Origin of the sequence: Paraclostridium sordellii, assembly GCF_000953675.1 — a bacterium.
Taxonomy (GTDB): domain Bacteria; phylum Bacillota; class Clostridia; order Peptostreptococcales; family Peptostreptococcaceae; genus Paraclostridium; species Paraclostridium sordellii.
Window position 1 is genome coordinate 1,022,777 of the sequence record NZ_LN679998.1, and the last position, 24,732, is coordinate 1,047,508.

Annotated in this window: 25 protein-coding genes; 18 read left to right on the top strand and 7 right to left on the bottom strand. The window is 27.1% G+C overall.

Annotation, left to right across the window (positions count from 1 at the left end; all coding sequences use genetic code 11):
- Positions 1 to 42: 42 nt before the first annotated feature.
- The gene (locus tag ATCC9714_RS04985) at positions 43 to 906 is read right to left on the bottom strand and encodes a YitT family protein (RefSeq protein WP_077065662.1); all 864 of its coding nucleotides are present in this window, start codon (positions 904 to 906) and stop codon (positions 43 to 45) included.
- Positions 907 to 1,177: 271 nt separating this feature from the next.
- On the opposite strand from ATCC9714_RS04985, the gene ATCC9714_RS04990 reads away from it, so the two are divergent.
- From ATCC9714_RS04990 to ATCC9714_RS05005, 4 genes are all read left to right on the top strand, one after another.
- The gene (locus ATCC9714_RS04990; protein WP_021123572.1) at positions 1,178 to 1,552 is read left to right on the top strand and encodes a CGGC domain-containing protein; all 375 of its coding nucleotides are present in this window, start codon (positions 1,178 to 1,180) and stop codon (positions 1,550 to 1,552) included.
- 140 nt (positions 1,553 to 1,692) lie between these two features.
- Positions 1,693 to 2,211 (top strand): hypothetical protein, encoded by a 519-nt coding sequence (locus tag ATCC9714_RS04995; RefSeq protein WP_021123573.1) that lies wholly within the window; start codon positions 1,693 to 1,695, stop codon positions 2,209 to 2,211.
- Between the two features lie 183 nt (positions 2,212 to 2,394).
- Complete coding sequence (locus tag ATCC9714_RS05000; protein WP_055338898.1) at positions 2,395 to 2,661, top strand: Mor transcription activator family protein; 267 nt, start codon at positions 2,395 to 2,397, stop codon at positions 2,659 to 2,661.
- Between the two features lie 185 nt (positions 2,662 to 2,846).
- Positions 2,847 to 3,398, top strand: a complete 552-nt coding sequence (locus ATCC9714_RS05005) for an IS1595 family transposase (protein WP_021123575.1) — start codon at positions 2,847 to 2,849, stop codon at positions 3,396 to 3,398.
- Between the two features lie 240 nt (positions 3,399 to 3,638).
- Here the strand turns inward: ATCC9714_RS05005 and ATCC9714_RS05010 are convergent, their stop codons facing one another.
- On the bottom strand, positions 3,639 to 4,181 hold the full coding sequence (locus tag ATCC9714_RS05010; RefSeq protein ID WP_057544628.1) for a hypothetical protein: 543 nt from the start codon (positions 4,179 to 4,181) through the stop codon (positions 3,639 to 3,641).
- A gap of 728 nt (positions 4,182 to 4,909) precedes the next feature.
- On the opposite strand from ATCC9714_RS05010, the gene ATCC9714_RS05015 reads away from it, so the two are divergent.
- Positions 4,910 to 7,987 carry a collagenase gene (locus tag ATCC9714_RS05015; RefSeq protein WP_057544629.1) on the top strand — a complete coding sequence of 1,026 codons (3,078 nt, stop codon included), beginning with the start codon at positions 4,910 to 4,912 and terminating at the stop codon, positions 7,985 to 7,987.
- A 37-nt stretch (positions 7,988 to 8,024) separates the two neighbouring features.
- Here ATCC9714_RS05015 and ATCC9714_RS05020 read toward each other — a convergent pair whose 3' ends face one another.
- Both ATCC9714_RS05020 and ATCC9714_RS05025 read right to left on the bottom strand, forming a co-directional pair.
- Positions 8,025 to 8,483 (bottom strand): ImmA/IrrE family metallo-endopeptidase, encoded by a 459-nt coding sequence (locus ATCC9714_RS05020; protein WP_021128550.1) that lies wholly within the window; start codon positions 8,481 to 8,483, stop codon positions 8,025 to 8,027.
- A gap of 18 nt (positions 8,484 to 8,501) precedes the next feature.
- Positions 8,502 to 8,903, bottom strand: a complete 402-nt coding sequence (locus tag ATCC9714_RS05025) for a helix-turn-helix domain-containing protein (RefSeq protein ID WP_057544630.1) — start codon at positions 8,901 to 8,903, stop codon at positions 8,502 to 8,504.
- A 186-nt stretch (positions 8,904 to 9,089) separates the two neighbouring features.
- Here ATCC9714_RS05025 and ATCC9714_RS17935 point away from each other — a divergent pair, with 186 nt between their 5' ends.
- From ATCC9714_RS17935 to ATCC9714_RS05070, 9 genes are all read left to right on the top strand, one after another.
- Positions 9,090 to 9,281 (top strand): helix-turn-helix transcriptional regulator, encoded by a 192-nt coding sequence (locus tag ATCC9714_RS17935; RefSeq protein ID WP_261290839.1) that lies wholly within the window; start codon positions 9,090 to 9,092, stop codon positions 9,279 to 9,281.
- A 17-nt stretch (positions 9,282 to 9,298) separates the two neighbouring features.
- Positions 9,299 to 10,111 carry a phage antirepressor KilAC domain-containing protein gene (locus ATCC9714_RS05035; protein WP_057544631.1) on the top strand — a complete coding sequence of 271 codons (813 nt, stop codon included), beginning with the start codon at positions 9,299 to 9,301 and terminating at the stop codon, positions 10,109 to 10,111.
- A gap of 34 nt (positions 10,112 to 10,145) precedes the next feature.
- Positions 10,146 to 11,138: a YqaJ viral recombinase family nuclease gene (locus ATCC9714_RS05040; protein WP_077065664.1), complete on the top strand. Its 993-nt coding sequence runs from the start codon at positions 10,146 to 10,148 to the stop codon at positions 11,136 to 11,138.
- A gap of 584 nt (positions 11,139 to 11,722) precedes the next feature.
- Entirely contained in the window at positions 11,723 to 12,466 is a 744-nt protein-coding gene (locus ATCC9714_RS05045; RefSeq protein ID WP_057544633.1) for a recombinase RecT, read from the top strand.
- A 125-nt stretch (positions 12,467 to 12,591) separates the two neighbouring features.
- Positions 12,592 to 13,467, top strand: a complete 876-nt coding sequence (locus ATCC9714_RS05050; RefSeq protein WP_057574306.1) for a DnaD domain protein — start codon at positions 12,592 to 12,594, stop codon at positions 13,465 to 13,467.
- Positions 13,355 to 14,131 carry an ATP-binding protein gene (locus ATCC9714_RS05055; RefSeq protein ID WP_057574305.1) on the top strand — a complete coding sequence of 259 codons (777 nt, stop codon included), beginning with the start codon at positions 13,355 to 13,357 and terminating at the stop codon, positions 14,129 to 14,131. Before ATCC9714_RS05050 ends, ATCC9714_RS05055 begins: the two co-directional genes overlap by 113 nt.
- 256 nt (positions 14,132 to 14,387) lie before the next feature.
- The gene (locus ATCC9714_RS05060; RefSeq protein WP_330374695.1) at positions 14,388 to 15,155 is read left to right on the top strand and encodes a MerR family transcriptional regulator; all 768 of its coding nucleotides are present in this window, start codon (positions 14,388 to 14,390) and stop codon (positions 15,153 to 15,155) included.
- Positions 15,156 to 15,212: 57 nt separating this feature from the next.
- Entirely contained in the window at positions 15,213 to 15,932 is a 720-nt protein-coding gene (locus ATCC9714_RS05065) for an ABC transporter ATP-binding protein (protein ID WP_057574304.1), read from the top strand.
- Between the two features lies 1 nt (position 15,933).
- Positions 15,934 to 16,677: an ABC transporter permease gene (locus ATCC9714_RS05070; RefSeq protein WP_021123599.1), complete on the top strand. Its 744-nt coding sequence runs from the start codon at positions 15,934 to 15,936 to the stop codon at positions 16,675 to 16,677.
- Between the two features lie 292 nt (positions 16,678 to 16,969).
- On the opposite strand, the gene dpaL is transcribed toward ATCC9714_RS05070, so the two are convergent.
- Entirely contained in the window at positions 16,970 to 18,187 is a 1,218-nt protein-coding gene (gene dpaL / locus ATCC9714_RS05075) for a diaminopropionate ammonia-lyase (protein ID WP_445934165.1), read from the bottom strand.
- Positions 18,188 to 18,357: 170 nt separating this feature from the next.
- Here dpaL and ATCC9714_RS05080 point away from each other — a divergent pair, with 170 nt between their 5' ends.
- Positions 18,358 to 19,254 (top strand): AraC family transcriptional regulator, encoded by an 897-nt coding sequence (locus ATCC9714_RS05080; protein ID WP_057574302.1) that lies wholly within the window; start codon positions 18,358 to 18,360, stop codon positions 19,252 to 19,254.
- Positions 19,255 to 19,330: 76 nt separating this feature from the next.
- Here the strand turns inward: ATCC9714_RS05080 and ATCC9714_RS05085 are convergent, their stop codons facing one another.
- Positions 19,331 to 21,070, bottom strand: coding sequence for an ABC-F family ATP-binding cassette domain-containing protein (locus ATCC9714_RS05085; protein ID WP_057574301.1), 1,740 nt, complete (start codon positions 21,068 to 21,070; stop codon positions 19,331 to 19,333).
- Positions 21,071 to 21,603: 533 nt separating this feature from the next.
- Here ATCC9714_RS05085 and ATCC9714_RS05090 point away from each other — a divergent pair.
- From ATCC9714_RS05090 to ATCC9714_RS05100, 3 genes are all read left to right on the top strand, one after another.
- The gene (locus ATCC9714_RS05090) at positions 21,604 to 22,614 is read left to right on the top strand and encodes an alpha/beta hydrolase (RefSeq protein ID WP_057574300.1); all 1,011 of its coding nucleotides are present in this window, start codon (positions 21,604 to 21,606) and stop codon (positions 22,612 to 22,614) included.
- Positions 22,615 to 22,688: 74 nt separating this feature from the next.
- Positions 22,689 to 23,255 carry a hypothetical protein gene (locus ATCC9714_RS05095; protein WP_057574299.1) on the top strand — a complete coding sequence of 189 codons (567 nt, stop codon included), beginning with the start codon at positions 22,689 to 22,691 and terminating at the stop codon, positions 23,253 to 23,255.
- A gap of 103 nt (positions 23,256 to 23,358) precedes the next feature.
- Positions 23,359 to 23,691 carry a hypothetical protein gene (locus ATCC9714_RS05100; RefSeq protein ID WP_021123611.1) on the top strand — a complete coding sequence of 111 codons (333 nt, stop codon included), beginning with the start codon at positions 23,359 to 23,361 and terminating at the stop codon, positions 23,689 to 23,691.
- A gap of 640 nt (positions 23,692 to 24,331) precedes the next feature.
- Here ATCC9714_RS05100 and ATCC9714_RS05105 read toward each other — a convergent pair.
- Entirely contained in the window at positions 24,332 to 24,595 is a 264-nt protein-coding gene (locus ATCC9714_RS05105; RefSeq protein WP_021123613.1) for a hypothetical protein, read from the bottom strand.
- Positions 24,596 to 24,732: the final 137 nt, after the last annotated feature.

Consider the following 24,732-nt stretch of genomic DNA (forward strand, 5'->3'; position numbering starts at 1 on the left):
AAGCAAAAAAGTAAAGGCTATAAAAATTATAGCCTTTACTTTTTAAACTTTTCTAGTAAATCCTTCCCCAAGTACCTCATAAGCATTATTTATTATAACAAATGCTAGAGGGTCTATTTCATTAACTAGTTTTCTTAAAACAACTTCCTCACGTCTAGAAACTACTACTAATATAACATCTTTTCTTTGCTTTGAGTATCCTCCACGACCTTCTAAAAAAGTTACTCCTCTTTCTAAGTTTTCCATAATTGAATCAGAAATTTCATCAGAATGATCAGTTACAATTATAAAAGATTTAGAAAAATCAAAGCCTTCAACGATGGTATCACAAATCTTTACTGAAATGTATAAAGAAACTATAGCATATAAAGCTATTTGAATATTTCTAGAAACAAGACCAGCCAAAGCTATTACCAAACCATCTATTATAAACATAAAAACCGAAATAGATATAAATGGAAATATCTTGTTTAAGATAAGGCAAGCAAGTTCTGTACCACCAGTAGATGCATCTATCCTAAATAACATTCCAAGACTGATACCAACAACTATACCACCTGCAATTGATGATAATAATACATCGTTAGTTTGAAAAGCTGAAGTTAGGGGTTCTGTAACTTTTAAGAAGAATGTAAGAAATAAAATTCCTATTAAAGTTTTAATAGCATCTCTTTTACCAAGTATTTTAATACCAAATATAAATAAAGGTATGTTAAAAACTAAGTTTATAAACCATAAAGGGGTATTAAAAAGATTTTTAAGGACTATTGCAAGACCAGTAAGTCCCCCTGATGCTATCATATATGGTTCCAAGAACATGTTAAGTCCAACAGACATTATAAAGCATCCTAGTGCTAAAATTATAAGTTCGAAAAGATATTTGTATTTCTTGTTTTTTAAAATCAATTCCCATCACCATCCTCTTTATCCTTAAAAACGTTTACAACAATTATTGTATCACTTTTGCCATATTTTAGTCAAAATTAATAGCATATATACAGTAATAAGCCATAAATTGAGTAAAATGGGCTATTATTTAAGATAATTGTAAGTTTTAAAAAAAATATTAAAAAAGTGTACCATATGATACGCAATATTTAATCAAATTATATTATAATAAGAAAGATGTATAATGACTTAGATAAAAGACTTGAAATTGGTTTGCAGGAGGACGTTAATGAAAAAAGTTGCGATATACGTGTGTGGAGAAGTTTCTAGAAAGTGTACCGCTAATGGATGCTTAAGAACTTTTAATGCTATGGAAGATTCTTTTGAGAGATATAAGGAAGATGGATGTAAGTTGGTTGCTTTTAATACTTGTAATGGATGTGATCAAGATCCAGTAGAGAGTTTGGATGTAAAGATTGAAAAGCTTAAAAAAGCAGATGTTGAAGTTATGCATATATCTACTTGTATAAGAGGTAGATGTAGTCATTATGAAGAGTATGCAAAAGAGTTTGCTAAGCATTTTGAGGTTATTGGATATACACATGGTTCAAAAGAAGGTAAGAAAAATAATAATATAAATTACATAAAAGATATAGAGAAGTAGTTGTTTGAAATATAAGGGAGTAGGTTTAAATTTAAATCTACTTCCTTTTATTTTGGAAATTTTTAGATTGATAATATAAACAATGTGGTAAATATATAAGTATATTAGAATTTAAAAAATGAAAAAAGGGATGAAATTAAATGAAGAAGATAGGTATAATTATAACTTTAATATTATTAGTTGTAAGTTTGGTAGGATGTGAAAATAGTGAATCTAAAAAGGCAGTAGAACAAGGTAAAGTAGAAATGAAAAACAAAGAATATGACAAAGCTTTATCTTCATTTAAAGTTGCATTAGATAAAGACAGTAGCAATGAAGAAGCAAAAAGATTAACAACTTTAATAAATAATTATAATAAAGCCAATGTTGAATTTGAAAAAGATAATATAGATGATGCTAATAAATTTATGAATCAAATAGATGAAGGAACTATAGAAGATTCTATAAAAAATGATATAGATGATTTAAAAGCTAAAATACATGAACAAGAAAAAATAGATAAGGAAATAGTACATATAAAAGAGTTAATAAAAGATAAAAAATATGAGGAATCAAAAAAATCAATAGATAAGATTGATTCAGATAAGTTAACTAATAAAGATAAAAAAGAAATTGATGATTTAAAAGATGAAATTTATTTAGGATTACTTCAAATTTAGAATATAAAAAAGCCCTATCTCGTGTTTTACGAGGTAGGGCTTTTTATATTACCATATAAGGTCATTTTCCTCTAAAAAGCACTGTATATGTTGGAATAACTTGTATTCTTATGATAAAAACTTATAAAAATAAATAGTATAATATATATAAGATTTAAAGAAAAAAGTTATAGGGGGGATTTTATGCTTGAAAATTTAAAAATAGAAGACTTACCAGATTCATACAAAGATGTTGCAGAGGAAATAGGAATAGATTCATTTAAAAAATTAGTAAAACTATTAGGTGGAAACTCTTTGTATATTCCAAAAGAAGTTTCTCTAACAAGACCTATTAGAGATAGAATAATAAAAGAAGATTTTAATGGAGACTACAAAATTTTATCCAGAAGATATAATATAAGCCAGTCTCAAATAAGAAATATACTAGATAAACAAACAAAAGGTGTCTAAATACTAGACACCTTTTTAAATTTAAATTATTCACTCTTTTATACAATTTGAATGTTAAATATAAGACCATAATAAATCTAACTAATTTATTGTGGTTTTTTTACACATACTAATAAATTAAATGTTTTTGAATATAATTTGTGGCATAAATAGTATTATAGAAACTAATCGAGAGGAGAAATATTATGTCACTTAATAAGCAATTAATTAAACTTGTTGAAAATTTAAATATGAACCAATTAGAGGAATTAGAATCTAATGTAAGAGGATTATCTGTTGAGCAAGTAGCAGTTGAAACAGCTATGGACAGAAATAGGGCTATGTTGTTAGGAAAAATATCTTTAGGTAATGTTAGTGCTAACAAACTAAAGACTTTTTATAATGGAAGAATAGATAAAGATTCTATTTTTTGTACGGATATACACAAAGGATATGAAAAAATGGATAAAGACTTCAACTTAAATCACAAGCAAATCAATGGTAAGTACCATGTAAACGGTATATGGCATATTCAACACATAAATGCATTACACAATAATTTAGAGATATTTATGAGTAAGTTTAGAGGGGGTTCTACGAAATATTTGGATAATTATATGTCATGGATGAAGTTAAAAGAGATAACTAAAAAAGAGAAACTTGTTGATAAAGCCAATGATTTATTAATTAAAATGGATAGTTTAGATTGTAACTTAACATTTGATATTATAAAGAAAAGATTTATGGAATTAGTTTAAGTAATTTAAAAAGGTAGGAATAGACCTACCTTAAGTTCGCATTATATTAACAATACTATTTATTTTATTTATTTACTTTTCCATTTCATATCAATTTCAAACCTCGGTAATGATATCCCTGAAACAGATTTTAGATTGCAATTCCCCTCTTCATTATGAATGTGAAGCATATTAACGAAAAACACTACATCTTTCACTTTATACACTAAGTTAGTAGTGCATTTATCTTCTTTACAAACTTTATCTACTTACATTTAAATTATTGATAAAATTTTTCTTACTGTCTATATCAATAAAACATGAACAAGGAATAATAGCACACATAGCACCATCACAAGCAAGTATAAGAATAACACCATCTTCTTCGATAACCCTACCTACATCTACAAGATTTGTTTTTAAAGATTTTTTGTTAAAAATATACTCAATAACATCCTCGTTTATCTTTACAATTTGCCAATCTAGTATAGTTGGGCATTCAGCTATCTGTTTCTTAACCGATTTAAGTCTATTCTTATTAATACGCTCTGGTCTCAATAAATAAGAATATATACTGAATATTATTACGCATATGAACCCTAACACTAAAAAAGTTAGGATGCCGTAATAAGCATTATATTTGATGTAGAAATACAAAGTATAAAGGATAGTTAGAAATAAAAGTCCTCCGATAACACACTTTCTAACTAACTTGAGTATAGATTGTTTTTCAATATTAACATCATCTAAGAGCTTTAATGCCGTTGAATACTCTTCAATAGTCAGTTTAAATTTATATTCCACAAATTTTCCCCCTTAAAAATCTTTTATATGCAAGATACTATATTCAATAAAATGTGTTGTATCTTACTATTTTTAGTTTGCTTTATATAACAATTGCGAATGAAATTGTATATTAATTATACTACAAATTATAGTTTTTGGTAAATTAAGTCTATTTATATTTATAATAACATTTTATATTAAAATATTAAGTAATTTAACATTCAAATTGTATAAAAGAGCGAAATTATTAACTTAAATATTTAAGTCTATAATCAACAAGTTCATTAGGTACACACTTACATTGACTTACATACTATAAAGTACAATTTTATATGTATTTATACTTTTCAAAAAAGTATCTTCTAAAAGGCAACTAGTATAAATAGTATTATGAAATTTATTTATAATTAAACAATTAATATTATAAAGTATCTTTATTTAATTCTAGTATTAAAACTTAAATTGATTGAATATTTGGAAAAAGCTATGCGTATAGAGTAACTTACTTGTAGTAGGGAGAGGGGGGAATGGGGCGCGTATTATTATGAGTAGTTATATATTAGTATATGTCTAGAAATAGGCTAATACTTTACCAAAGGCATAATCTTTAGTAAGAAGCTTTTAGAAAATCCCTAGTATGAATAAGAGAAAAATACATTTATATTGTGAATCAAATCTATTCAGAAATAAAAAACGCAACGTAATAATGAGAAGGCATAAATTAATTTTTATAGGGGGATACTTTTATGAAATATAAGAATCATGCAAAATATATAGCAGGAACGTTAATATGCTCATTTGGTGTTACTACAATACAGAGCCCAATATTATCACATGCAATGGATTCTAAGAACGCAAAAAATATAAATATGTTTAATAACAACGATAAAGAAGTTAGAAATACCACAACTCAAAATAATAAAGATAAAGCAGATAGGCTAACAGCTGAGGAAGCAAGTGTTCATAAAAAAGTCAAAATTATGGGAAAACAAAGTATAGATAACGTAAAAAAAGATAAGAAGAGTATAAACTATACTATGGCAGATTTAAATAAAATGAGTAATGAAGAACTTGTAAATACATTAGAAAAAGTTAATTGGTATAATATTACAGACTTATTTCAATATAACAAAGATGCACAAGAGTTTTATGGAAATAGAGAAAAGTTTGACTTTTTAATTAAAACACTTGAACAAAAAGGTACAAAATATACATCTCAAAACCATGAGGGAATACCTACATTCGTAGAGGTTATAAGAGCTGGGTTCTATCTAGGTTTCTATAATGAAGGACTAAGTTATATATATGAACTAGAGACGAGAGAAAAATGTCTACCAGCAATGATAGCTATACAAAAAAATCCAAACTTTAAACTAGGAGAAAATGGTCAAAATGAAGTTATAAAATCATTAGGTATGTTAATAGGAAATAGTGCCGTAAGCGTAGATGTAGTAAATAATATGATTCCAGTATTTGAACAATATAACCAAGACTTGAAAAATAATATGAATAATTTTGCTAAGTCAGATATAATTTACAACATAATGAAGGGTGTCGAATATAGATTAAACGCATATGCATATGACAGTAAATTACAACCAGAAGAAACACAATTTGCTAAAAAAATAGATAAGTATATTGATATTGTAAGTGACTATATATCAAATAAACCAGAGAATGACTCAGAAGAGTGGTTTATAGAGTGTGGAATGTATTACACTTCTAAATTATATAAATTCCACTCAGCACCTAAGCAAATACATGCAAAAATGGATAAGGTTTTAGAAATAAATGAGGAAATGTCTTGGTTATATCTAAAAGCAGTTGATTTAATAGAGTGGTATATGGGAGGTACATTGTCAGATGGAACACCTGTTAATTCAAAAGAAATAAAAGAAAAAGCAAAGAAATATTATTTACCAAATGAATATAAATTTGAAGATGATAAAATTGTTATAAAAACAGGAGACAAAGTAACTGCAGAAAAAGTTGAGAGATTATATTGGGCAACTAAAGAAGTTCAATCACAATTCTTTAAAATTATTGGAAGTGATAAAGCTTTAGAAGTAGGTCATGCAGATGATATATTAACAGTTGTAGTTTACAATAGTCCAAAAGAATACAAAATGAACCAGATTTTATACGGCTACTCAACAGATAATGGCGGAATGTATATAGAAGGAGAAGGAACATTTTACACTTACGAGAGAACTCCACAAGAAAGTATTTACAGCCTAGAAGAATTATTCAGACATGAATATACTCATTATTTACAAAGTAGATATTTAATAGAAGGTTATTTTGGAACAGGAGATTTTTATCAAGATAAAGATTGGAGAATAACATGGTTTGAAGAGGGATCAGCAGAGTTTTGGGCTGGGTCTACAAGAACAGATAATGTAATACCAAGAAAATCTATGGTTTCTGGAATATCAAAAAATCCAAGTGATAGATTTACTGTAGATAAACTTATGCATTCTAAATACGGTTCATGGGATTTTTATAATTATGGGTTTGCTTTTGTAGACTTCATCTATAGAGAAAGACCAGAAATATTTGAAAAATTCACAGATTTAATGATAACAAACAATGTAGCAGGTTATGATAAATATGTTGAAGAATTAAGTAAGGATGTTGAATTAAATAAAGGATACCAGGCATATATGCAAAAACTAGTTGATAATTATGATAATCTAACAATACCTTTTGTTTCTGATAATTACTTAAAGGATCACCCATCTAGAGACATTTCTAAGATAAAAGAGGATATTGATAAAACTATAAAACTTAAAAATTCAAAGGTTGAAACTAATAAAAAAGCTATTCTTAATAAATATAAAGTATCAGGAAAACGTGGAAAATCAGCAATTGAAAGTGAAAAAAGTCCTTTATTTAACACATATACATTCTCAGGAGTATTTGAAGGTGGAAAGAGTAATGGAAGAACAAATGATAACAAGGAAATGGGTGAAATTTTAAATACAACTTTAAAAAATCTTGAACAAATTGATTGGTCTGGTTATGAAACAGTAAACGCATATCATACTGATTATAAGGTTAATGAAAATGGCAATTACGAATTTAGGATAGTTTTCACAGGTATTTTACCTAAGGGTAGCCAAGAAGTTGGAAATGATGATACATTTGAAACAGCAAATGGACCTATAAAAATTAATACTAATTACAGTGGAGATTTAAGTGATACTGATAATAAAGATTATTATTACTTTAATTTAGATAATCCTTCTAATATTAATATAACTCTAGAAAATCTTGATAATAAGGGCATATCATGGCAATTATTCCATGAATCTGATTTAAACAATTATGTTGCTTATCCTACAACTAGTGGAGCAATTTTAAATGGGGATTATAATGCAACTAAACCAGGAAAATATTATATATTAGTATATAACCATGATAAATCAATTGCAAATTACAATTTAAAAGTAAATTTTGGCAATAACAATGATGATGGAGTTGAACAAGAAGATAATAATAGCTTTGAAAAAGCAAATCCTTTTAGCATTAATCAATTAGTAAAAGGAGAACTTGATAATAATAAAGACACTTCGGATTATTTTAAATTTGAAGTAAAAGAAGATGCTCAATTAAATATTAGTTTAGAAAAAACAGAAGGTGATGGTGTAAATTGGTTGTTATTTAAAGATAGTGATTTAGAAAACTATATAGCATCACCAACAGAATCAATAGATAATAAATTAAATGGGAAAGTGGATTTAAAGGTAGGAACTTATTATTTAGAAGTATATGGATATGGAAGTTCACCTGTAAAATATAATTTTAAAGTAACTCCTAATTAAAAAACTAAAAGGTGTCTAAATACTAGACACCTTTTAATTATTCACTTAAATATTTAAGCTTATAATCAACAAGTTCATGAGATACACACTCACATTGACTTACATATTCTAAAGTACAATTTTCTATGTGCTTATACTTTTCAAAAAAATCATCTTCAAGTAAAAGTTCTGCAGCAAACAAGTTAGCTTCTCTTTCAAAAGTTCCCCTGGTATAATAAGTATTATTGCTTAGATATAAAATATTTCTACCCCTATGAAGTATAGCATGTCCAAGTTCGTGAGCTGCTACCATAAGTCTTTTTTCATATGGCAAATCGCTATTTATATATATAAATTGAAATCCAGACCTTTCATGGTAACATCCATTTAGACCGTCTTTTAAAGGAGCCTCAACCAATATTATCCCCAAAGCTTCAGCTAATTCAAATGGGTTTCTTGTTTTATTTTTATTAACCAAACCTTTTATACTATCTTTTATTTTATCTAAAATCCCCATATAACCCACAAATCCTTTTTATTTATTTTTCATTTCTTCTTGTTTTTTCTTGGCAATAGATAGACCTACTTCCATAGCTGAAAGTAAACTTGAAATTGCATCTTCACTTAAACATTCCCCATCAAACATTAAAGAATTGCTATTTTCAAGTTCGTCTTTTATTTCTTCAATTGCCTTTTTCACATCTATAATTTCATCCTTAGTTTTAGGATTTCTTTCATCAGTTTTTCCAAATAAATAATCTATTGATACATTAAAATAATCTGATAGTTGGTTAAGAGTTTCGCTTTTAGGCTCTCTTGTACCATTTTCATATCTAGAAAGTGTAACCTTAGTGGTATTTAAATCCTGTGCCATTTGATCTAAGGTATATCCTTTTTCTTTTCTTAATTCTTTTAATCTAGTAGATAAAGTTTCCATTTGTTCACCTCTTTCAAGTATAAGTATAGTTTAAGTTACCTAAAAGTAAAACAAAGTAACCGAAAATAATAAAAATACTGTTGACAAGTAACCTATATGGTAATACAATTAAATTACAAAGAGTTACCAAAATGGAAAAATAAAAAGGGGATGATTTAGATTATTTATAAAAATAATTTAAAAGGTATTAGAGTAAGTAGGGGGTTAACTCAAGGGGATTTAGCAAAACTAATAAATATGCCTAGGTCTACCTATATAAAAAAAGAAAATGAAAAATCTTACTTTAATATAAAAGAAGCTATGAAATTATCTAAGGTTTTAAATTTAAGTATTGATTATATTTTTTTAACTCAAGGTTACCAATTAGGTAAAAAATAAATAGAGGGGGATTAAAAATGGAAATTTTTAAAAGCAAAGAGTTTGGGGATTTAAGATTAGTAGTGGTAAATGGTAAGGAGTATTTTGATGCTATACCAATTGCAAAAACTTTAGGATATTCAAATCCACATGATGCTTTAATGAGACATTGTCAAAAAGAGGGGGTCGTGTTTCACGAGGTAGGGGTAGAAACTGGAAAATATAAAAGTGGAGATGCTATTATGCAGTTTGTAAGTAAGAAATTTATAGATGAAGGAAACTTATATAGATTAATTCTTAAATCTAAGCTAAAAAAAGTAAGAAAATTTGAAATGTGGGTATTTGAAGAAGTTTTACCAACTATAAGAAAGCATGGGGAATATATTAATGAAGATATAATTGATGAGGTTTTAGATGACCCAATTCTTTTAAGGAAGTTGACTGAAAGATTATCAGATGAAAAATCTAAAAGATATGAAGCAGAGAGAAAAGTAAATTTATTAAAAGGAAATATAATATCCAATAAGCCTTATGTAGATTTTTCAAAAACTGTAAGTAGTGTGGAAGGTGCAATTAGTATAGGTTCTTTTGCTAAGCTTCTTAATAATAATTATATAAATATAGGAAGAAATAGACTTTATCATTGGTTTAGAGAAAATGGATATTTAATTAAAAGTGGTAAAGAAAAAAATAATCCAAAGCAAAAATATATAGATATGGGATTATTTAGAGTTGTAGAAAGAGTTGTTCAAACTGAAAATGGGGATAAATTAATAATCACACCACTTATAACAGGTAAGGGACAAATATATTTTATGGAAACTATAGAAGAAGATTTCATACTTAATTAGTTGTTAAAATAGTACAAACAATAGGGGGATAATAATGAGAAAATATTTAGATGCGATTATATCACATGAAACAAAATATATGACCAAAGAGGAATGGTTAGAAGCAAGAAGAGGTGGTATAGGGGGAAGTGATGCAAGTTCAGTATTAGGTTTTAATCCATACAAAAGTTCAATAAGTGTTTATTTGGAAAAGATTCAACATAATAATTTATCTAAGGACTTGGAAAGAAAGGATGGAATAAGTTTAATTAATAAAAATCAATTTAAAGAAGAAGTAAGTTATAAGATGGAGCTAGGAAATAAGTTAGAAGAATTTGTAGCTCGTGAATTTACTTTAAAAACTGGTAAAAAGGTTAGGAATATAAATGGAATACTTAAAAATGATAATTATCCATTTGCTCTAGCTAATATTGATAGAGCTGTAGTTGGGGAGAAAGCATTTTTAGAGTGTAAGGTTACTAATAGTTTTTCAAAGAAGTTATGGAAAAAGGAAGTTCCTATGCATTATCAAATTCAAATGACTCATTATATGGCTGTAACTGGTGCTACTCATTGTTATGTTGCAGCACTTATAGGTAATGAAGATTTGGTTATTCATAAGATTTATAGGGATGAAGAACTTATAAATAAGGTTATGAATTTGGAAAAAAGGTTTTGGGATGAGTGTGTATTAGGTGAAAGTTTACCAAATCCAGATGGAAGTGATGATTATTCTAATATGATTCAAGGAATTTATAAAGATAGTAAAAAAGAAGAGCTTATTTTATTTGAAAAAGATGATTTGATGAGTAGGTATGATGAAGTTTGTGAGCTTTCAAAGGATATTTCTAAGGAGAAAAAGACTATAGAACAATATATTCAAAGTCAGATGAAAGATTATGAAGTAGCTTATCTTGGGGATAGAAAGATTACTTGGAAAACTCAGATTAGAAATAGTTTGGATAGTAAAAAGCTTAAAAAAGAATATCCTGAGTTGGTGGATAGATATATGAAAACTACTACATCAAGGGTTTTTAGGATGAGTTAGCTAGCCTTGTGATGTGGTTATATCATTTTCCTTCACTGAAAGCCTAAAGGGCAAGGCTTTAACGTTTCGTCAAATTGATATAACCACATCACTTAGTAGCTACTAAACTATATTTGTAAAGTAGAAGCTTTAACGTTTCGTCAAATTGATATAACCACATCACTTAATAGTTACTAAACTATATTTGTGAAGTAGAAGGCTTTTACCTTATCCAATACTCTAGCTTAATTTAAATGGTAGGCAAGTGAGATTATATAATTTGAAATATGATTAAAAAAATGATAAATAAAAGGGCTAGTATTGGTCTTATTATTTTACTTGTTTTTTTAGATTCTTTGTAAGATATAAGTCCTTGATAAATAATTGGAATCCAACTAATAATTATAGCTAAAAGTACTAAGGGAATAGCTACATTACGAGGTAAATTTATACATGCGAACATAATTGAAAGTCCTATTACAATGAAAATATTAAAATTACCTTTAGGGGAGAAGAAATTTTTCAAAAGGGAAGCCTCCTTATATATTTATAAGTTAATTGTAGTTACTATATATAAAAAATTCAATAAAGGGGAGATATTTATTATGAGTAAGTTAAAAAGTGCACTTCAAAGTAAGGAAGCTAAGGGAGATGGATTAACTGTAAGTAAAAGTTATGCTATGAAACAGTTGATGATAAAGATGAAAAATGATATTAAAGAAGTACTTCCAAGTCATTTCTGTATAGATAATTTTCAAAAGTCTTCTATTAACACATATAACCTAGATAAGTCTTTACAAGAATGTGAAGCAACAACTTTTATATCTGCAATGATAGAGTGTGCAAAGTTAGGACTTGAGCCTAATAATATCTTAGGACAAGCTTATTTAGTTCCAGTTTGTGTTGATGGAGTTAATAAGGTTGAGTTTCAACTAGGGTATAAGGGGCTTATAGAACTAGCATATAGAAGTGGTAAGATTAAGAGTTTGTATGCTAATGAAGTTTTTGAAAAGGATGAATTTCATATAGACTATGGTCTAGATCAAAAGCTTATTCACAAACCATTTTTAGGTGGAGATAGAGGTGAAGTTATAGGATATTATGCAGTTTATCAAATGGATAATAGGGGAGCTAGCTTTGTGTTTATGACTCGTGATGAAATTTTAGGTCATTCTAGAAAATATAGTAGAAGTTTTGGATGTGATTTATGGGAAAGTGAATTTGATGCTATGGCTAAAAAAACAGTTATAAAGAAGTTACTTAAATATGCACCACTAAGTATTGAACTTCAAAAGTCAGTATCTGTAGATGAAAGTGTTAAGGGAATTGGTTGTATTGGAGTTATATAGTATCTTCCTTCACTGTAAAGCCTAAAGAGCACGGCTTTAACGTTTTGTCAGATTGCTATATAACTCCAATACAAGCCTATATGTAGGTTGAGGAAAAATAAATAAAAGAAAAGAGGAATATATTTATGGCAGTTTACAGGCATATACACATAGATTTTTGGCAAGATGGTTTTGTACTTGATTTAACACCAGAGGAGAAGTACTTTTATATGTATTTAATGACTAATAGTAAGACAAGTCAATGTGGAATTTATGAGCTTCCTAAAAGGATTATGGAAACAGAGACAGGATATAACAGAGAAACTATTGAGAAGCTAATTTCTAGGTTTAAGGAGTATGAAAAGATTATTTACTGTGAAGAGACTAAGGAGATTTTTCTTTTAAATTGGATGAAGCATAATAAGGCAAATAGTCCACAGGTTAAAAAGTGTATAGAAAAAGAATTAAATAAGATTAAGAATAAAGAGTTTATAGGTGTATTTTTAGATGTATGCAAAGAGATTAAATATAGTATAGATACCCTATCTATAGACTATGGGGAAAAAGAAAAAGAAGAAAAAAAAGAAAAACAAAAATATAAAGAAAAAGACGAAAATGAAAAAATTAATTTAAGTATGTATATAAAAAATAATATAAGTCAGTATGCTAAGCTTTATGAAGAAAATATAGGACTTATTAATGGGATAGCTAGTGAATGGTTAATTGAAGTTAGTGAAAATGTTGATATTAGATTGTTTAAAAAAGCTTTAGAGATAGCTACTTGTAATAGTTGTTGTAATCAGGGTTATGTTAATGGGATTTTAAAGCAGTGGAGAAGTAATAATATTAGGAGTTTAGAAGATTTAAATGCCTATAAGTTAAATAAGGATAAAAAAGGGGGAGCTAATCATGATAAGTATCAAAGAGCAGTTGATGAAGAGGAACAAGAATTTTATAGAAAGCCAACAGAAAAAGAGCTTAAAGAATTTAAAAAGTTCCTTGAAGAAAATACAAAGCTATAATTGTGATAAATGTCGTGATTTAACTTTTATATTAGATGGTGATGTTGCTGTTTCTTGTGATTGTAGAAGTTTAAGACAAACTGAGAGTATTTTAAAGTTAAGTGGGATAAGTGAGGAGTTTAGGAAAAAGACTTTTGATAGTTTTAATTATGCTTATGATATACAGACTATTGATGCTTATAGTAAGGCTATTGGGTATTATAGTAGTTTTTTAGATATTAGAAGTAGTAGGAAAAATTCTATTATGTTTTTAGGGCAAGTGGGTTCGGGGAAAACTCACTTGTCCCTGGCTATAGCCAATAAGCTTATGGATGATGGTTTTGGTGTTTTGTATATGCCATATAGGGACGTTATAACTAGGATTAAGCAAAATGTAATGAATGGTGAGGAGTATGAGAGGATTGTTAATAGGTATAAAAATGCTAAAGTTCTTTTGATTGATGATTTGTTTAAGGGGAGTATTAGTAAAAGTGATGTTAATATTGTCTTTGAAATAGTTAATTTTAGGTATTTTAATAATTTGCCTATGATTGTAAGTTGTGAAAAGGGTGTAGATGAGTTGTTGGATATTGATGAGGCAATTGGTAGTAGGTTAATTGAGATGAGCAAGGATTATTTGGTTGAGATGAAGGGGAGAAAGCTTAATTTTAGGGTTTATGGATAAAAGGTAATTAACTGTTATGTTATAATAAATGATGGTTGTTATATATTGCGAAGTTAATTATTTAGTATAAATAGTAGTGAACTGTACCATAAGTAATATTTCAAATTATAATTTATCTGTAAGTTTATATAATAAATAATTTTTACATTTATTTTTCATAAAAATTTATATTGTTATATTATATAAAAAATGGAATTAGATATTATGATAATAATAAAAATAAAGATGAAATAACACCAAAATTATTATAAGGGGAGTGAGTACTATAGAGAAAACTTATAAAACAAGTGAAGTAGCTAAAATGATAGGAATACATCCAAATACTGTACGTATGTATGAGGATTTAGAGTTAATATCAAAACCTAGTAGAAAAGATAATGGGTATCGTGTATTTACAGATTTGCATATATATCAGTTTAAGTTAGCACGTAAGGTTTTCGAAGTTGAAGTTCTACAAAATGGATTAAGAAAAAAGGCTATAGCTATTGTTAAGATGTTAGCTAAACAAGATTTTGATGGAGCTATTGTATTAACTAATCAGTATATTAAATCTATTAAAAAAGAGATTGATAATGCTAATGAGGCTGTAGATATTGCAGGAAAATTAATAAATGGATTAAATCATGAAAAAGACTTTAATTTAAAGCGTAAAGAAGTTTCAGAATTGCTTGGAATATCTATGGATACTCTTCGTAACTGGGAGATGAATGGATTGGTAAATATTAAGAGAAAGCAAAATGGATATAGGATTTACACTTATGAAGATATCCAACGCTTAAAGGTTATTCGTTCTCTTAAATGTGGTAATTATTCTCTTTCTGCTATACTTAGAATGCTTAATAAATTATCAGAGAATAATGAAGCTGATATTAATGAAATATTAAATTCACCTGATGAAAATGAAGATATTATTTCAGTATGTGACAAGCTTATAATTTCTTTGAATTTAGCTATCCAAAATGCTGAGGAAATATTAGAAATGTTATATGAAATGAAAAGAAAATATTCAAACCCTCCACTTTAACACCATACTTTTGTTTGGTGTTATTATTTTTACATCAAACAAGAGGAGGATGTAAAAATGGATTATGCAATTAAGGTAGATAAACTATCAAAAAATTATCAAAGTTATGTAGCGGTAGATAACTTAAGTTTTGAAGTAAAAAAAGGAACTGTATTTGGGTTACTTGGAGCTAATGGAGCAGGGAAGAGTACAAGTATTGAATGTATACTTGGAACTAAAAAGATAGATAAGGGTGAAGTTTCAATACTAGGATTAAATCCAATATATAATCGTAAAGAGTTATTTGAAAGAGTTGGAGTTCAGTTTCAAGAAGCTAATTATCAAGAAAATATAAGAGTTGAAGAGCTTTGTGAAGTGACATCATCACTTTATAAAAATCCAGCTAATTATAAGGAGCTATTACAAAGGTTCGGAATTGAAGAAAAAAGTAAAACTTTAGTAAAGGAGATGTCAGGAGGACAAAAGCAAAGATTGTTTATTATACTTGCACTTATTCCTAATCCGGAAGTAGTATTTTTAGATGAGCTTACAACTGGACTTGATGCAAGAGCAAGAAGAGATGTATGGCAAATATTAAAAGACTTAAAGAAAAAAGGTTTAACAATTGTGTTAACTTCACATTTTATGGATGAGGTAGAAGTATTATGTGATATTATTTGTATTCTTAAAAAAGGAAAGGTAGTATTTCATGGAACAGTTAAAGAGGCTATTGAAGCAAGCCCTTATGAAAAATTAGAAGATGCATATCTTTGGTATACGGATGAGGAGGTAGTGTAATATGAGGTCATTTATTACAATGTTAAAAACAGAGTTGAAGTTATCATTAAGAGGACTGGATATGTTTATATTTGCTATATGCATGCCTATAGTTGTACTTGTAGTAATGGGTATTATTTATGGAAGCAAACCTGCTTTCGAAGGTGCAAATTATACATTTTTAGAGCAATCATTTGGGGCAATAACAACTATTGCAATTTGCGCGGGAGGAGTTATGGGATTACCTTTAGTAGTTTCAGATTATAGAAGTAAGCATATTTTAAAGAGGTTTAAAGTAACACCTGTTAATCCAATAGTTATATTATTAGTACAAGTGACCATATATGCTCTATACTCTTTAGTATCTATGATTTCATTATTTTTAGTATCTAAACTTTTCTTTAAATTTAATGTGCAAGGAAGTATTTTAAACTTCATTTTAGGATGGCTACTTGTTATGATTTCAATGTTTAGTATTGGAATTATGGTTGGTGGTATATCAAAAGATTCAAAAATTGCTGGAGTTATAGCAAGTGTATTATATTTTCCTATGTTGATATTTTCAGGGGCGACAATACCATATGAGGTTATGCCAAATATAATGAAAAACATAGTAGATGTATTTCCGCTTACACAAGGAATAAAAATACTAAAAGCAGCAATTTTAGGACAATATGTTGATAATATTATAATACCAATAGTTATTATGTTAATAATAACTGCTATTTCTTCAATAGTTGCAATTAAGTGCTTTAAATGGGAATAAAAATGATACATTTGTAGCTGTTATTAGAAGAGTGAGTATAAAACATATTACTGAAAGCTAGGTTTACTAAAAGGAAGGCTTAAAAATATCAGAATGGAGGTTTTCATATAGGTAACATTGCAATTATCCCTCATAAATAGTTAGAGGTAACGGAGATACTATTGAGGAGTTTTATAAAATGGAAAAACCTCACTTAATACCGATACGTAGAACCGTATCACAAATAAGTGATATATCAAAATAAATACAATAAAGGTAGACGAGGTATTAATCCCTCATCTACCTTATTTTCTTAAATTGATGTATAAGCACCATCCCATACTATTCTTTTATAATTTTCAGGATCAGTATCACCTTCTGTACTTATAATAAGTATTTTTGAATCTTTATTTATGTTTAATTTATCCGCTATTTCTTTTAAACTATCTTCCTCTAAAATTAAACTTAAAACTCCTAGACCTACTGCACCAGATTCTCCAGATATTACTTTAGGGTCTCCTTTTAATGGGTTAGCAAGTATTCTCATTGCTCTTGCAGATACATAATCAGGGCAAGAAATATACATGTCAGAATAATCTCTTAAAATATTCCATCCTATAGTATTAGGCTCACCACAATTAAGTCCTGCCATTATAGTTTCCATAAAACCTGTAACAGCATGTGGTTTTTGATCATTTATTTCTGCTGATTTAAATATACATGCTGCTTCACTTGGTTCAACTATAGTAGTTATTGGTCTATTATTGCCAAATACATATTCTAAATATCCTTGTACAGTTCCAGCAAAAGATCCAACCCCTGCCTGAAGGAATACATGAGTAGGAATTCCCTTATTTAAAGAATTTATTTGCTCAATGGCTTCATCAATAAGAGTAACATATCCTTGCATAATCCAAGTTGGAATTTCTTCATAACCATCCCAAGCAGTATCTTGTATAATAACACCATTATTTTCATGAGCATATTTAGTAGCTAACCTTACTGCATCATCATAATTTAAGTCTGTTATAGATGCTTTTGCACCTTCTTTTTTTATATTATTTAATCTTATCTCAGAAGATCCTTTTGGCATAAATACTACTGATTTTTGTCCAATTTGATTCGCAGCCCAAGCAATTCCTCTCCCATGATTTCCATCAGTTGCTGTTACGAAAGTTATATCTCCAAGCTTTTCTTTTATATATTGACTATTTAATATTTCAAAAGAAAGTTCTGAAATATCCATATTTAGTTTTTTTGCTAGATATTTTCCAATAGCATATGAACCACCAAGACTTTTAAATGCATTAAGTCCAAATCTATAAGACTCATCTTTTATCCATATATCACTAACACCGAATTCCTTCGCTAAATTATTTAAACTGTGAAGGGGAGTTACTTTATATTCTGAAAAACTCTTATGAAATTCTCTAATTTTTTCTATTTCTTCTTTGTTAAGAAAGTCTATACTCGTTTTAGATTTGTGTAAATTTCTCGCGTTTTCATTTTGTATATATTTAATATCTTTTATATTTCTCATAGTTTTTATCTCCTAAAATTATTTATTTATTAATTATAATTATATTGACTAAATTAGAGAAAATATATAATAATATAAGCAATAAATATCGTTATATTATCTTTATGATTAAATTACATATAAATTTAAAAAATTAAAATTAGCAAAAAGAGGGTGAAGTTATGCAGGCTAATAATATTATTACTAATAAAAATAAAAAAGAAATAACACAACAGGGTTCATTTGAATTTCCAATTACAATTTATAAAACTAAAATAAGTGAAAATATTTTGGGATATATTGATTGGCACTGGCATGAAGAATTGCAATTTTGTATTGTAACAAAAGGGAATATTAATTTTAATGTTGATGGAGACTCAATAATTTTATCTGAAGGAGAAGGAATATTTATAAATTCAAGACAATTACACCAGGCAAAAAATTATAAGGGAAGTGATTGTTCTTATATATGTTTAGCTTTTCATTCAGATTTTATATCTAGTTTCACAGGCAGTATTATAAATATAAAATATATACAACCTTATATAGATAATTCTAGGATTAATTATTGTATTTTGAAAAATGATATTAAATGGCAATCGGTTATACTAAATAATATTTTTAAAATTTATGAAGAATATAATAAGAAAGATATTGGGTTTGAATTACAAATATTTATATTATTAGTAGAGGTATGGAATATTTTAATAAAATCTTATTTTGTATCATTTCCCAATGATAATGCTAAAAATAATAGTTCGTATATAAAAGATATAATTAGCTATATATGTAATCATTATATGGAAAAAATTGAACTTAATGATTTAGCAAAAGAAGTTAATTTATCTAAAAGTACTTGTTGTCGTGAATTTAAAAAGTATATGAGCTGTACTATTTTTGAATATATTATTAATTACCGATTGGTAGTTAGTTCAGATTTATTAACTACAACTAATGATTCAATTTCAGATATAGCTTATCAGTGTGGATTTGGTAGTACTAGTTATTTTATTGAAAAATTTAAAATGAAAACAGGAGTATCACCATCTGTTTATAGAAAACAAAAAATGAATTGTTGATAAGATAGTCTATAGATTTTAATTTACAAAAGAACCCCTTAAAATTGACACTATCAATTCTAAGGGGTTTATTTATTTAAAGTGATTTAATTAACTCTTCTAACTTTGTAGATAAAGTTTTTGCACGTTCAAAATCAGTATCCTTTAAAGCAGAAGCTATTTCCATTTCAACTGCTTTTTTCTTTTCTTCAATCTGTAAATAATCTTTGTCAAAATGATTAGCATAAATCATCTTTCTAAACTTACGCATACTCATTTTTCTAACTGTCTTATCTTCAATAAGTAAAACATAATCCGCACAGTTAACTATAAAATGATAATCATGAGAAATCATTAAAATAGCACCTTTGTAATCTGCTATGGCTTTTTCTAGAGCCATTTGAGAATAAATATCTAAGTGGCTTGTAGGTTCATCCATTAATAACATATTTGCTTTACTAGCAGAAACCTTAGCCAATTGAAGTATATTTTTTTCTCCACCAGATAAAGACTCAATCTTTTGTGTAAGTATATCTGAACCAAAACCATATCTTGAAACATATTTTCTAATTTCACCATAAGTCTCAAATCCAACATCATAAAACTCTTCAAGTATTGTATTAGACTCATTTACTACCTCACTTTGCATTTGAGATAAGTAAGCTAGCTTAATATTTTCATTTATTTTAATAGATTCATTATTATTTTTAAATATTTCTTTTAATAAAGTAGTTTTTCCTACACCGTTTGTACCAATAATAGCTACTTTATCAGTAGATTTTATCTCGAAGTTAACGTTTTCTAAAAGAACTTCATCAAATGATACACCAAAGTCACAAGCTTCTAGAGCAATAGTTTCTTCAATTTCATTATTTGTTTCTAAATTGATATATGGTTGTTTAATATCTACAAATGGTGCTTTAATTCTTTTAGCTTCTAATCTTTCTTGAATTTTAACTCTAGCCTTTAGAGCTCTACCTCTAGAAGATTCAGCATTATAAGTTGCTTTTTCTCTTAATATTTCTATTAAAGCTTCATTTCTTGCAATTTCTTCTTCATCAGCAATAGACATTTCTTGTAACTCGATTTTAGTTTGAAGAAGAGAGAAGTTGTAATCCATATATCTACCATCAAATTCTTGTAGCTCTGTATTTTCAAGGTGGATAATTTTATTAAAGCAATGATTTAATAAATATCTGTTGTGTGTAATAACTAAAATTGTTTTCTTATGAGAATTAATTAAATCTTTAAGAGCATTAAGGTTCTCAAAATCTAAGAACACATCTGGCTCATCCATAATCATTAAATCTGGGTTATTAAGCATTTCTTTAATAACTTGAATAAGTTTAAATTCTCCACCACTAAGTTCAGATATCATTTTATCTTTATGCTTAGCTAAATTTGCAACATTTAGTTTCTTATTAATGTTACTTTCATAATCATCACCATCAATTGCATCAAATGCATCTAAAGCTTCTTGGTACTTTTCTAGTAAAGCATCAATATCAGTAGAGTTTTCCATTTCACTACAAATAGATGTTATTTCATCTTGTAGCTTTATAAACTCTTGTGCTATATATTCAAAAACTGTAATTTCTTTTATTTTATCTAGTTGTGAGAACTGACTTACATAACCAATTCTTAAATTTGGATCCATTTCTAAATTACCATCAAACATATATTTTTCTGGATCCATTATTATATCTATAAGTGTGCTTTTTCCGCTACCACTTGCTCCTATAAAAGCACAATGTTGTCCATCTTCTAATGTAAATGAAACCTTATTATATAGATCTCTTTGCGGAAATGAATAGGACAAGTTGTCAATTTTTATCATATAATTACCTCTCTTTATCATTTAAAAAAATTCGTTTTATTTAATCTAAGTCTAGGCAAATCAATTCACCTAGCCAATGACCTAAAGGTCTGATTCTTAATAAGATATAAAAAGAGCCTATAAAAATAAGCTCTTTAATATATAATCAATCTTAATCCTGTAATTGATAGTATATACAGTAACGACATTTTTTTAATTTCTTTTGATAGCATACCATTTTTTAAGGTTAATTTCAATTATTTAAAATTGGATTTTTCTTATAAAATCCAATATATGGATATGTGTAGATTATTAATTAGAAATAAATGTAACAATAAGGTATTAATGATATATAAATGAGGACTAGCTATTGTATAATTATAGGAACTGGTTATTAAACTACTGGATAATTTATAATTTGGGGTATTATACTATGAAATTATACAAAATATAAGCATATAACAGTGAAATTAAGTATTAGTACAATGAAGGCTTTTTGCATAATTTCACAATTTTAAATTAGGTGTCCTGTGTTATAGAAAGGAGAAACTATAATGAAAAAAAGGTTTGTTATATCAGCAGGTATTGCTGGGCTAATAGGATTATGGTTTTATTATCGTGACAAGAAATACCCTTTGACAAAAGGCTATTATCTAATGAATAAATTCAGTATACCAGATAAAGTAGTGACATTATCAAATATAAAATTAGTTAATAAATTATTATCTAAAGAAGGACTACCCAAAATCCCTGATGATATTACCAGAGAAATACGATATATTAAGACTGAGGATAAAGAAAGCATACCTTTAAGCATTTATAAGCTAAAAGATATGAATAGCAATATACCTTGCCTTATTTATTTTCATGGCGGTGGATTTTTCTTTAAAGATGAGGCATACATGCATAGACTTGTTTGTGAATATGTTAAAAAAGCAAAATGTATGGTTGTATTTGTACATTATAGAACTTCTGATGAATATCCATTTCCAACACCGTTTAAAGATTGTTGCAATGCAATTGAATATATATGGGAAAATGCTAAACAATTTAACGTAAACAAAAAGAAAATTGCATTAGGTGGAGATAGTGCTGGAGGTGCATTAACAGGTTCGTGTACACTATGGTGTAGAGATGAAACTAACATAAAACCGTGTTTTCAAATGTTGATTTATCCAGTAACTGATTTACGTATGCAAACTGAATCTATGAAAAAATATTCAGACTGTCCTCTATGGAATTCTTCTATAAGAAAAAAGTCGTGGAAATTCTATTTGAGAAATGGAATTAAGGGAAAGAAAGAGTATATAAGCCCAATTTTGGCAAAAAGATTTTCAAAATTGCCACCTGCATATATAGAGATAGCCCAATATGATTGTATTCATGATGAAGGTATAGATTATGCTAAATCTTTGAAATCAGCAGGGGTAAAGGTTCAGTTAGAAGATGTTAAAAGTGTTTTTCATGGCTATGATGCATTTTTAAACACTGAGATAACAAAGAAAATGATTGAAAAACGTACTAAAGTTTTATACTCTGCATTTTATGATAAGGATATAGATTAACTGATTTATAGATGTAAATAAGTTATAAATTTAAATTACATTATATTAAAACAAACTATAATTAAGGAGGAATTATGGCATACTTATTAAAAATAGAACAATATGAAAGAAGCTATGATATAGGAGTTTTTAAAAGTGAAGAATCAATATACAAATTTATTGAAAGTATTCCTTTCGTAAAAAAAGAAGTTTTTCCAGATAATTATATAAACTATTTTATGAACTTTAAAGATATACCTGATTACTATGAGGTAAACTACAATAATTACATATATATTATTTCGAAATTCTCATTTATACCAGATGAAGGGGAGATATACTTTAACTGGAGAGAAATTCATCTTTGGGATGAAAAAGAATCTACAAAAGAAACTTTTGTAGAAGGGGAAACAATGGTAGATGCTTATAGTTTTTCAAATAATGAAGTTAAAAGTTATATAGAAAAAAGAGAAGAATTATATAAAGAAACGAAAAAATATTATGAGAGTAAAGGATTGAAAATTACAAGGTCTGCCCTTGGTTCTGAAGATGGAGAATATGTAGAAGTTTTAAATGGTTCTATACTTTATTTACTTGATCCTAGAGCAGTAGAGATTTGGGAAGAATCAAAAGACATAGAAGAATTTATGGATAAAATATAAAAAATATGAATATTAATAATTTCTTTAAGTAATAAACATATAGAGGGTTATAAACAAGGGGTAGTTAATTTAGTAAAAATTAAATAAGGTATAGGGGGATAAGGTGAAGAAAAATGTATTTGGGAATTTTATTCCTATAATAACTATGTTAGTAGTTATTATATTAGGAGTGGGTTTTAAATTAAAGGGAGTATTTATAATTGGATTAGTAGGTATTGTACCATTATCTTTTTTTATAGAGGGCGTGATGTGTTCTAGGAAAAAAATAGGATTTATAATTCCATTGATTACATCACTTACTGCATTTTTCATTGTGATATTAATATATATGAATGATTCTGCAAACGTATATTTAAAATACTGTTTAGTAGCATATATTTTAGGCTATTTATTTGAGAAGATGATTTCAATATTAAAAAGGGGGAGATTAAAATAGAATATATAGTACTTGTGGTTTGTGCCCTTTTAATACCATTGATTTTTTTAATATATAGTTTAATAGCATATAAAAAGAAATTTATTATTTACACTATAAAGAATAATAAGATTAGGGTTAAAAAAGATTCTTATTATATTTTACAATTGTTATTTTGTATAATTAATTGCATTTTACTAGTTTTTGAGAGTGTAATGACTATTAAGAGTATAAGTTTTTTTGCATGTTATTATGTTGCCACGTTTTGGTTGATGAATTATTTATTAAAGTTTGTATCAATTAAAATGAAGTATGTAAGTATGAGTTATGAGTAATAGTAAATTTCAATTTAATGAATAGATTAAATAAGAAAATCAATATGTTATTATTTTGTTTATAAAACAGATGTTATAATCTAGAGTTGTTAATTATAAACTTTATTATAATTAAATAATATATTGCCTAAGAAATTAAATTTATATTTTTATAAAAAATAATATAGTTATAAATTGTATTAAGATTATATCCTATAACTTTCTTTTAATACTTTAAATAATAATATTTTTACTAATTTAATTACTACTATATAAAATCTGAAGCTTATATATATATAAATAGATATAACAATTAAATCAAACTAAGTAGTACCTAAAAGGTAACACTAATTGGATGTATTTTTATCTTCATTATTTACATCAACTTCCTCATCAAACTGTTTATGTTTGACTAAATCTCTTTCAATATAAAAATTTTCATATTTATGTGTAGAGGCTACGAAGCCTATATCCTTTAGCATTTCGTTAAATTCTTTTGGAGTAGGTTTTTTAAATTCATTTTGTTTTTCATCTTTCACAGTTATACACATCCTTTCAATTTTTAAAATGAAGAACTTTACACAATCTCTTCTAAATTCATGTTTTACCATATACCCCACCTCGTAAAATACGAGTTAGGGTATATATTAAAATATGTATTTAGAAATTATAAGATGAAAATTAATAAAATATATTTTTATATTTTTATAATGATATAATTAATAAAAAAGCTTATATATAACTATAA

Excerpts from the sequence above, each read along its gene's own strand:
- ATCC9714_RS04990 (WP_021123572.1), top strand. The coding sequence starts at position 1,178 with ATGAAAAAAGTTGCGATATACGTGTGTGGAGAAGTTTCTAGAAAGTGT.
- ATCC9714_RS04995 (WP_021123573.1), top strand. The coding sequence starts at position 1,693 with ATGAAGAAGATAGGTATAATTATAACTTTAATATTATTAGTTGTAAGT.
- ATCC9714_RS05000 (WP_055338898.1), top strand. The coding sequence starts at position 2,395 with ATGCTTGAAAATTTAAAAATAGAAGACTTACCAGATTCATACAAAGAT.
- ATCC9714_RS05005 (WP_021123575.1), top strand. The coding sequence starts at position 2,847 with ATGTCACTTAATAAGCAATTAATTAAACTTGTTGAAAATTTAAATATG.
- ATCC9714_RS05015 (WP_057544629.1), top strand. The coding sequence starts at position 4,910 with ATGAAATATAAGAATCATGCAAAATATATAGCAGGAACGTTAATATGC.
- ATCC9714_RS05020 (WP_021128550.1), bottom strand. The coding sequence starts at position 8,483 with ATGGGGATTTTAGATAAAATAAAAGATAGTATAAAAGGTTTGGTTAAT.
- ATCC9714_RS05025 (WP_057544630.1), bottom strand. The coding sequence starts at position 8,903 with ATGGAAACTTTATCTACTAGATTAAAAGAATTAAGAAAAGAAAAAGGA.
- ATCC9714_RS05035 (WP_057544631.1), top strand. The coding sequence starts at position 9,299 with ATGGAAATTTTTAAAAGCAAAGAGTTTGGGGATTTAAGATTAGTAGTG.
- ATCC9714_RS05040 (WP_077065664.1), top strand. The coding sequence starts at position 10,146 with ATGAGAAAATATTTAGATGCGATTATATCACATGAAACAAAATATATG.
- ATCC9714_RS05045 (WP_057544633.1), top strand. The coding sequence starts at position 11,723 with ATGAGTAAGTTAAAAAGTGCACTTCAAAGTAAGGAAGCTAAGGGAGAT.
- ATCC9714_RS05050 (WP_057574306.1), top strand. The coding sequence starts at position 12,592 with ATGGCAGTTTACAGGCATATACACATAGATTTTTGGCAAGATGGTTTT.
- ATCC9714_RS05055 (WP_057574305.1), top strand. The coding sequence starts at position 13,355 with ATGATAAGTATCAAAGAGCAGTTGATGAAGAGGAACAAGAATTTTATA.
- ATCC9714_RS05065 (WP_057574304.1), top strand. The coding sequence starts at position 15,213 with ATGGATTATGCAATTAAGGTAGATAAACTATCAAAAAATTATCAAAGT.
- ATCC9714_RS05070 (WP_021123599.1), top strand. The coding sequence starts at position 15,934 with ATGAGGTCATTTATTACAATGTTAAAAACAGAGTTGAAGTTATCATTA.
- ATCC9714_RS05080 (WP_057574302.1), top strand. The coding sequence starts at position 18,358 with ATGCAGGCTAATAATATTATTACTAATAAAAATAAAAAAGAAATAACA.
- ATCC9714_RS05085 (WP_057574301.1), bottom strand. The coding sequence starts at position 21,070 with ATGATAAAAATTGACAACTTGTCCTATTCATTTCCGCAAAGAGATCTA.
- ATCC9714_RS05090 (WP_057574300.1), top strand. The coding sequence starts at position 21,604 with ATGAAAAAAAGGTTTGTTATATCAGCAGGTATTGCTGGGCTAATAGGA.
- ATCC9714_RS05095 (WP_057574299.1), top strand. The coding sequence starts at position 22,689 with ATGGCATACTTATTAAAAATAGAACAATATGAAAGAAGCTATGATATA.
- ATCC9714_RS05105 (WP_021123613.1), bottom strand. The coding sequence starts at position 24,595 with ATGGTAAAACATGAATTTAGAAGAGATTGTGTAAAGTTCTTCATTTTA.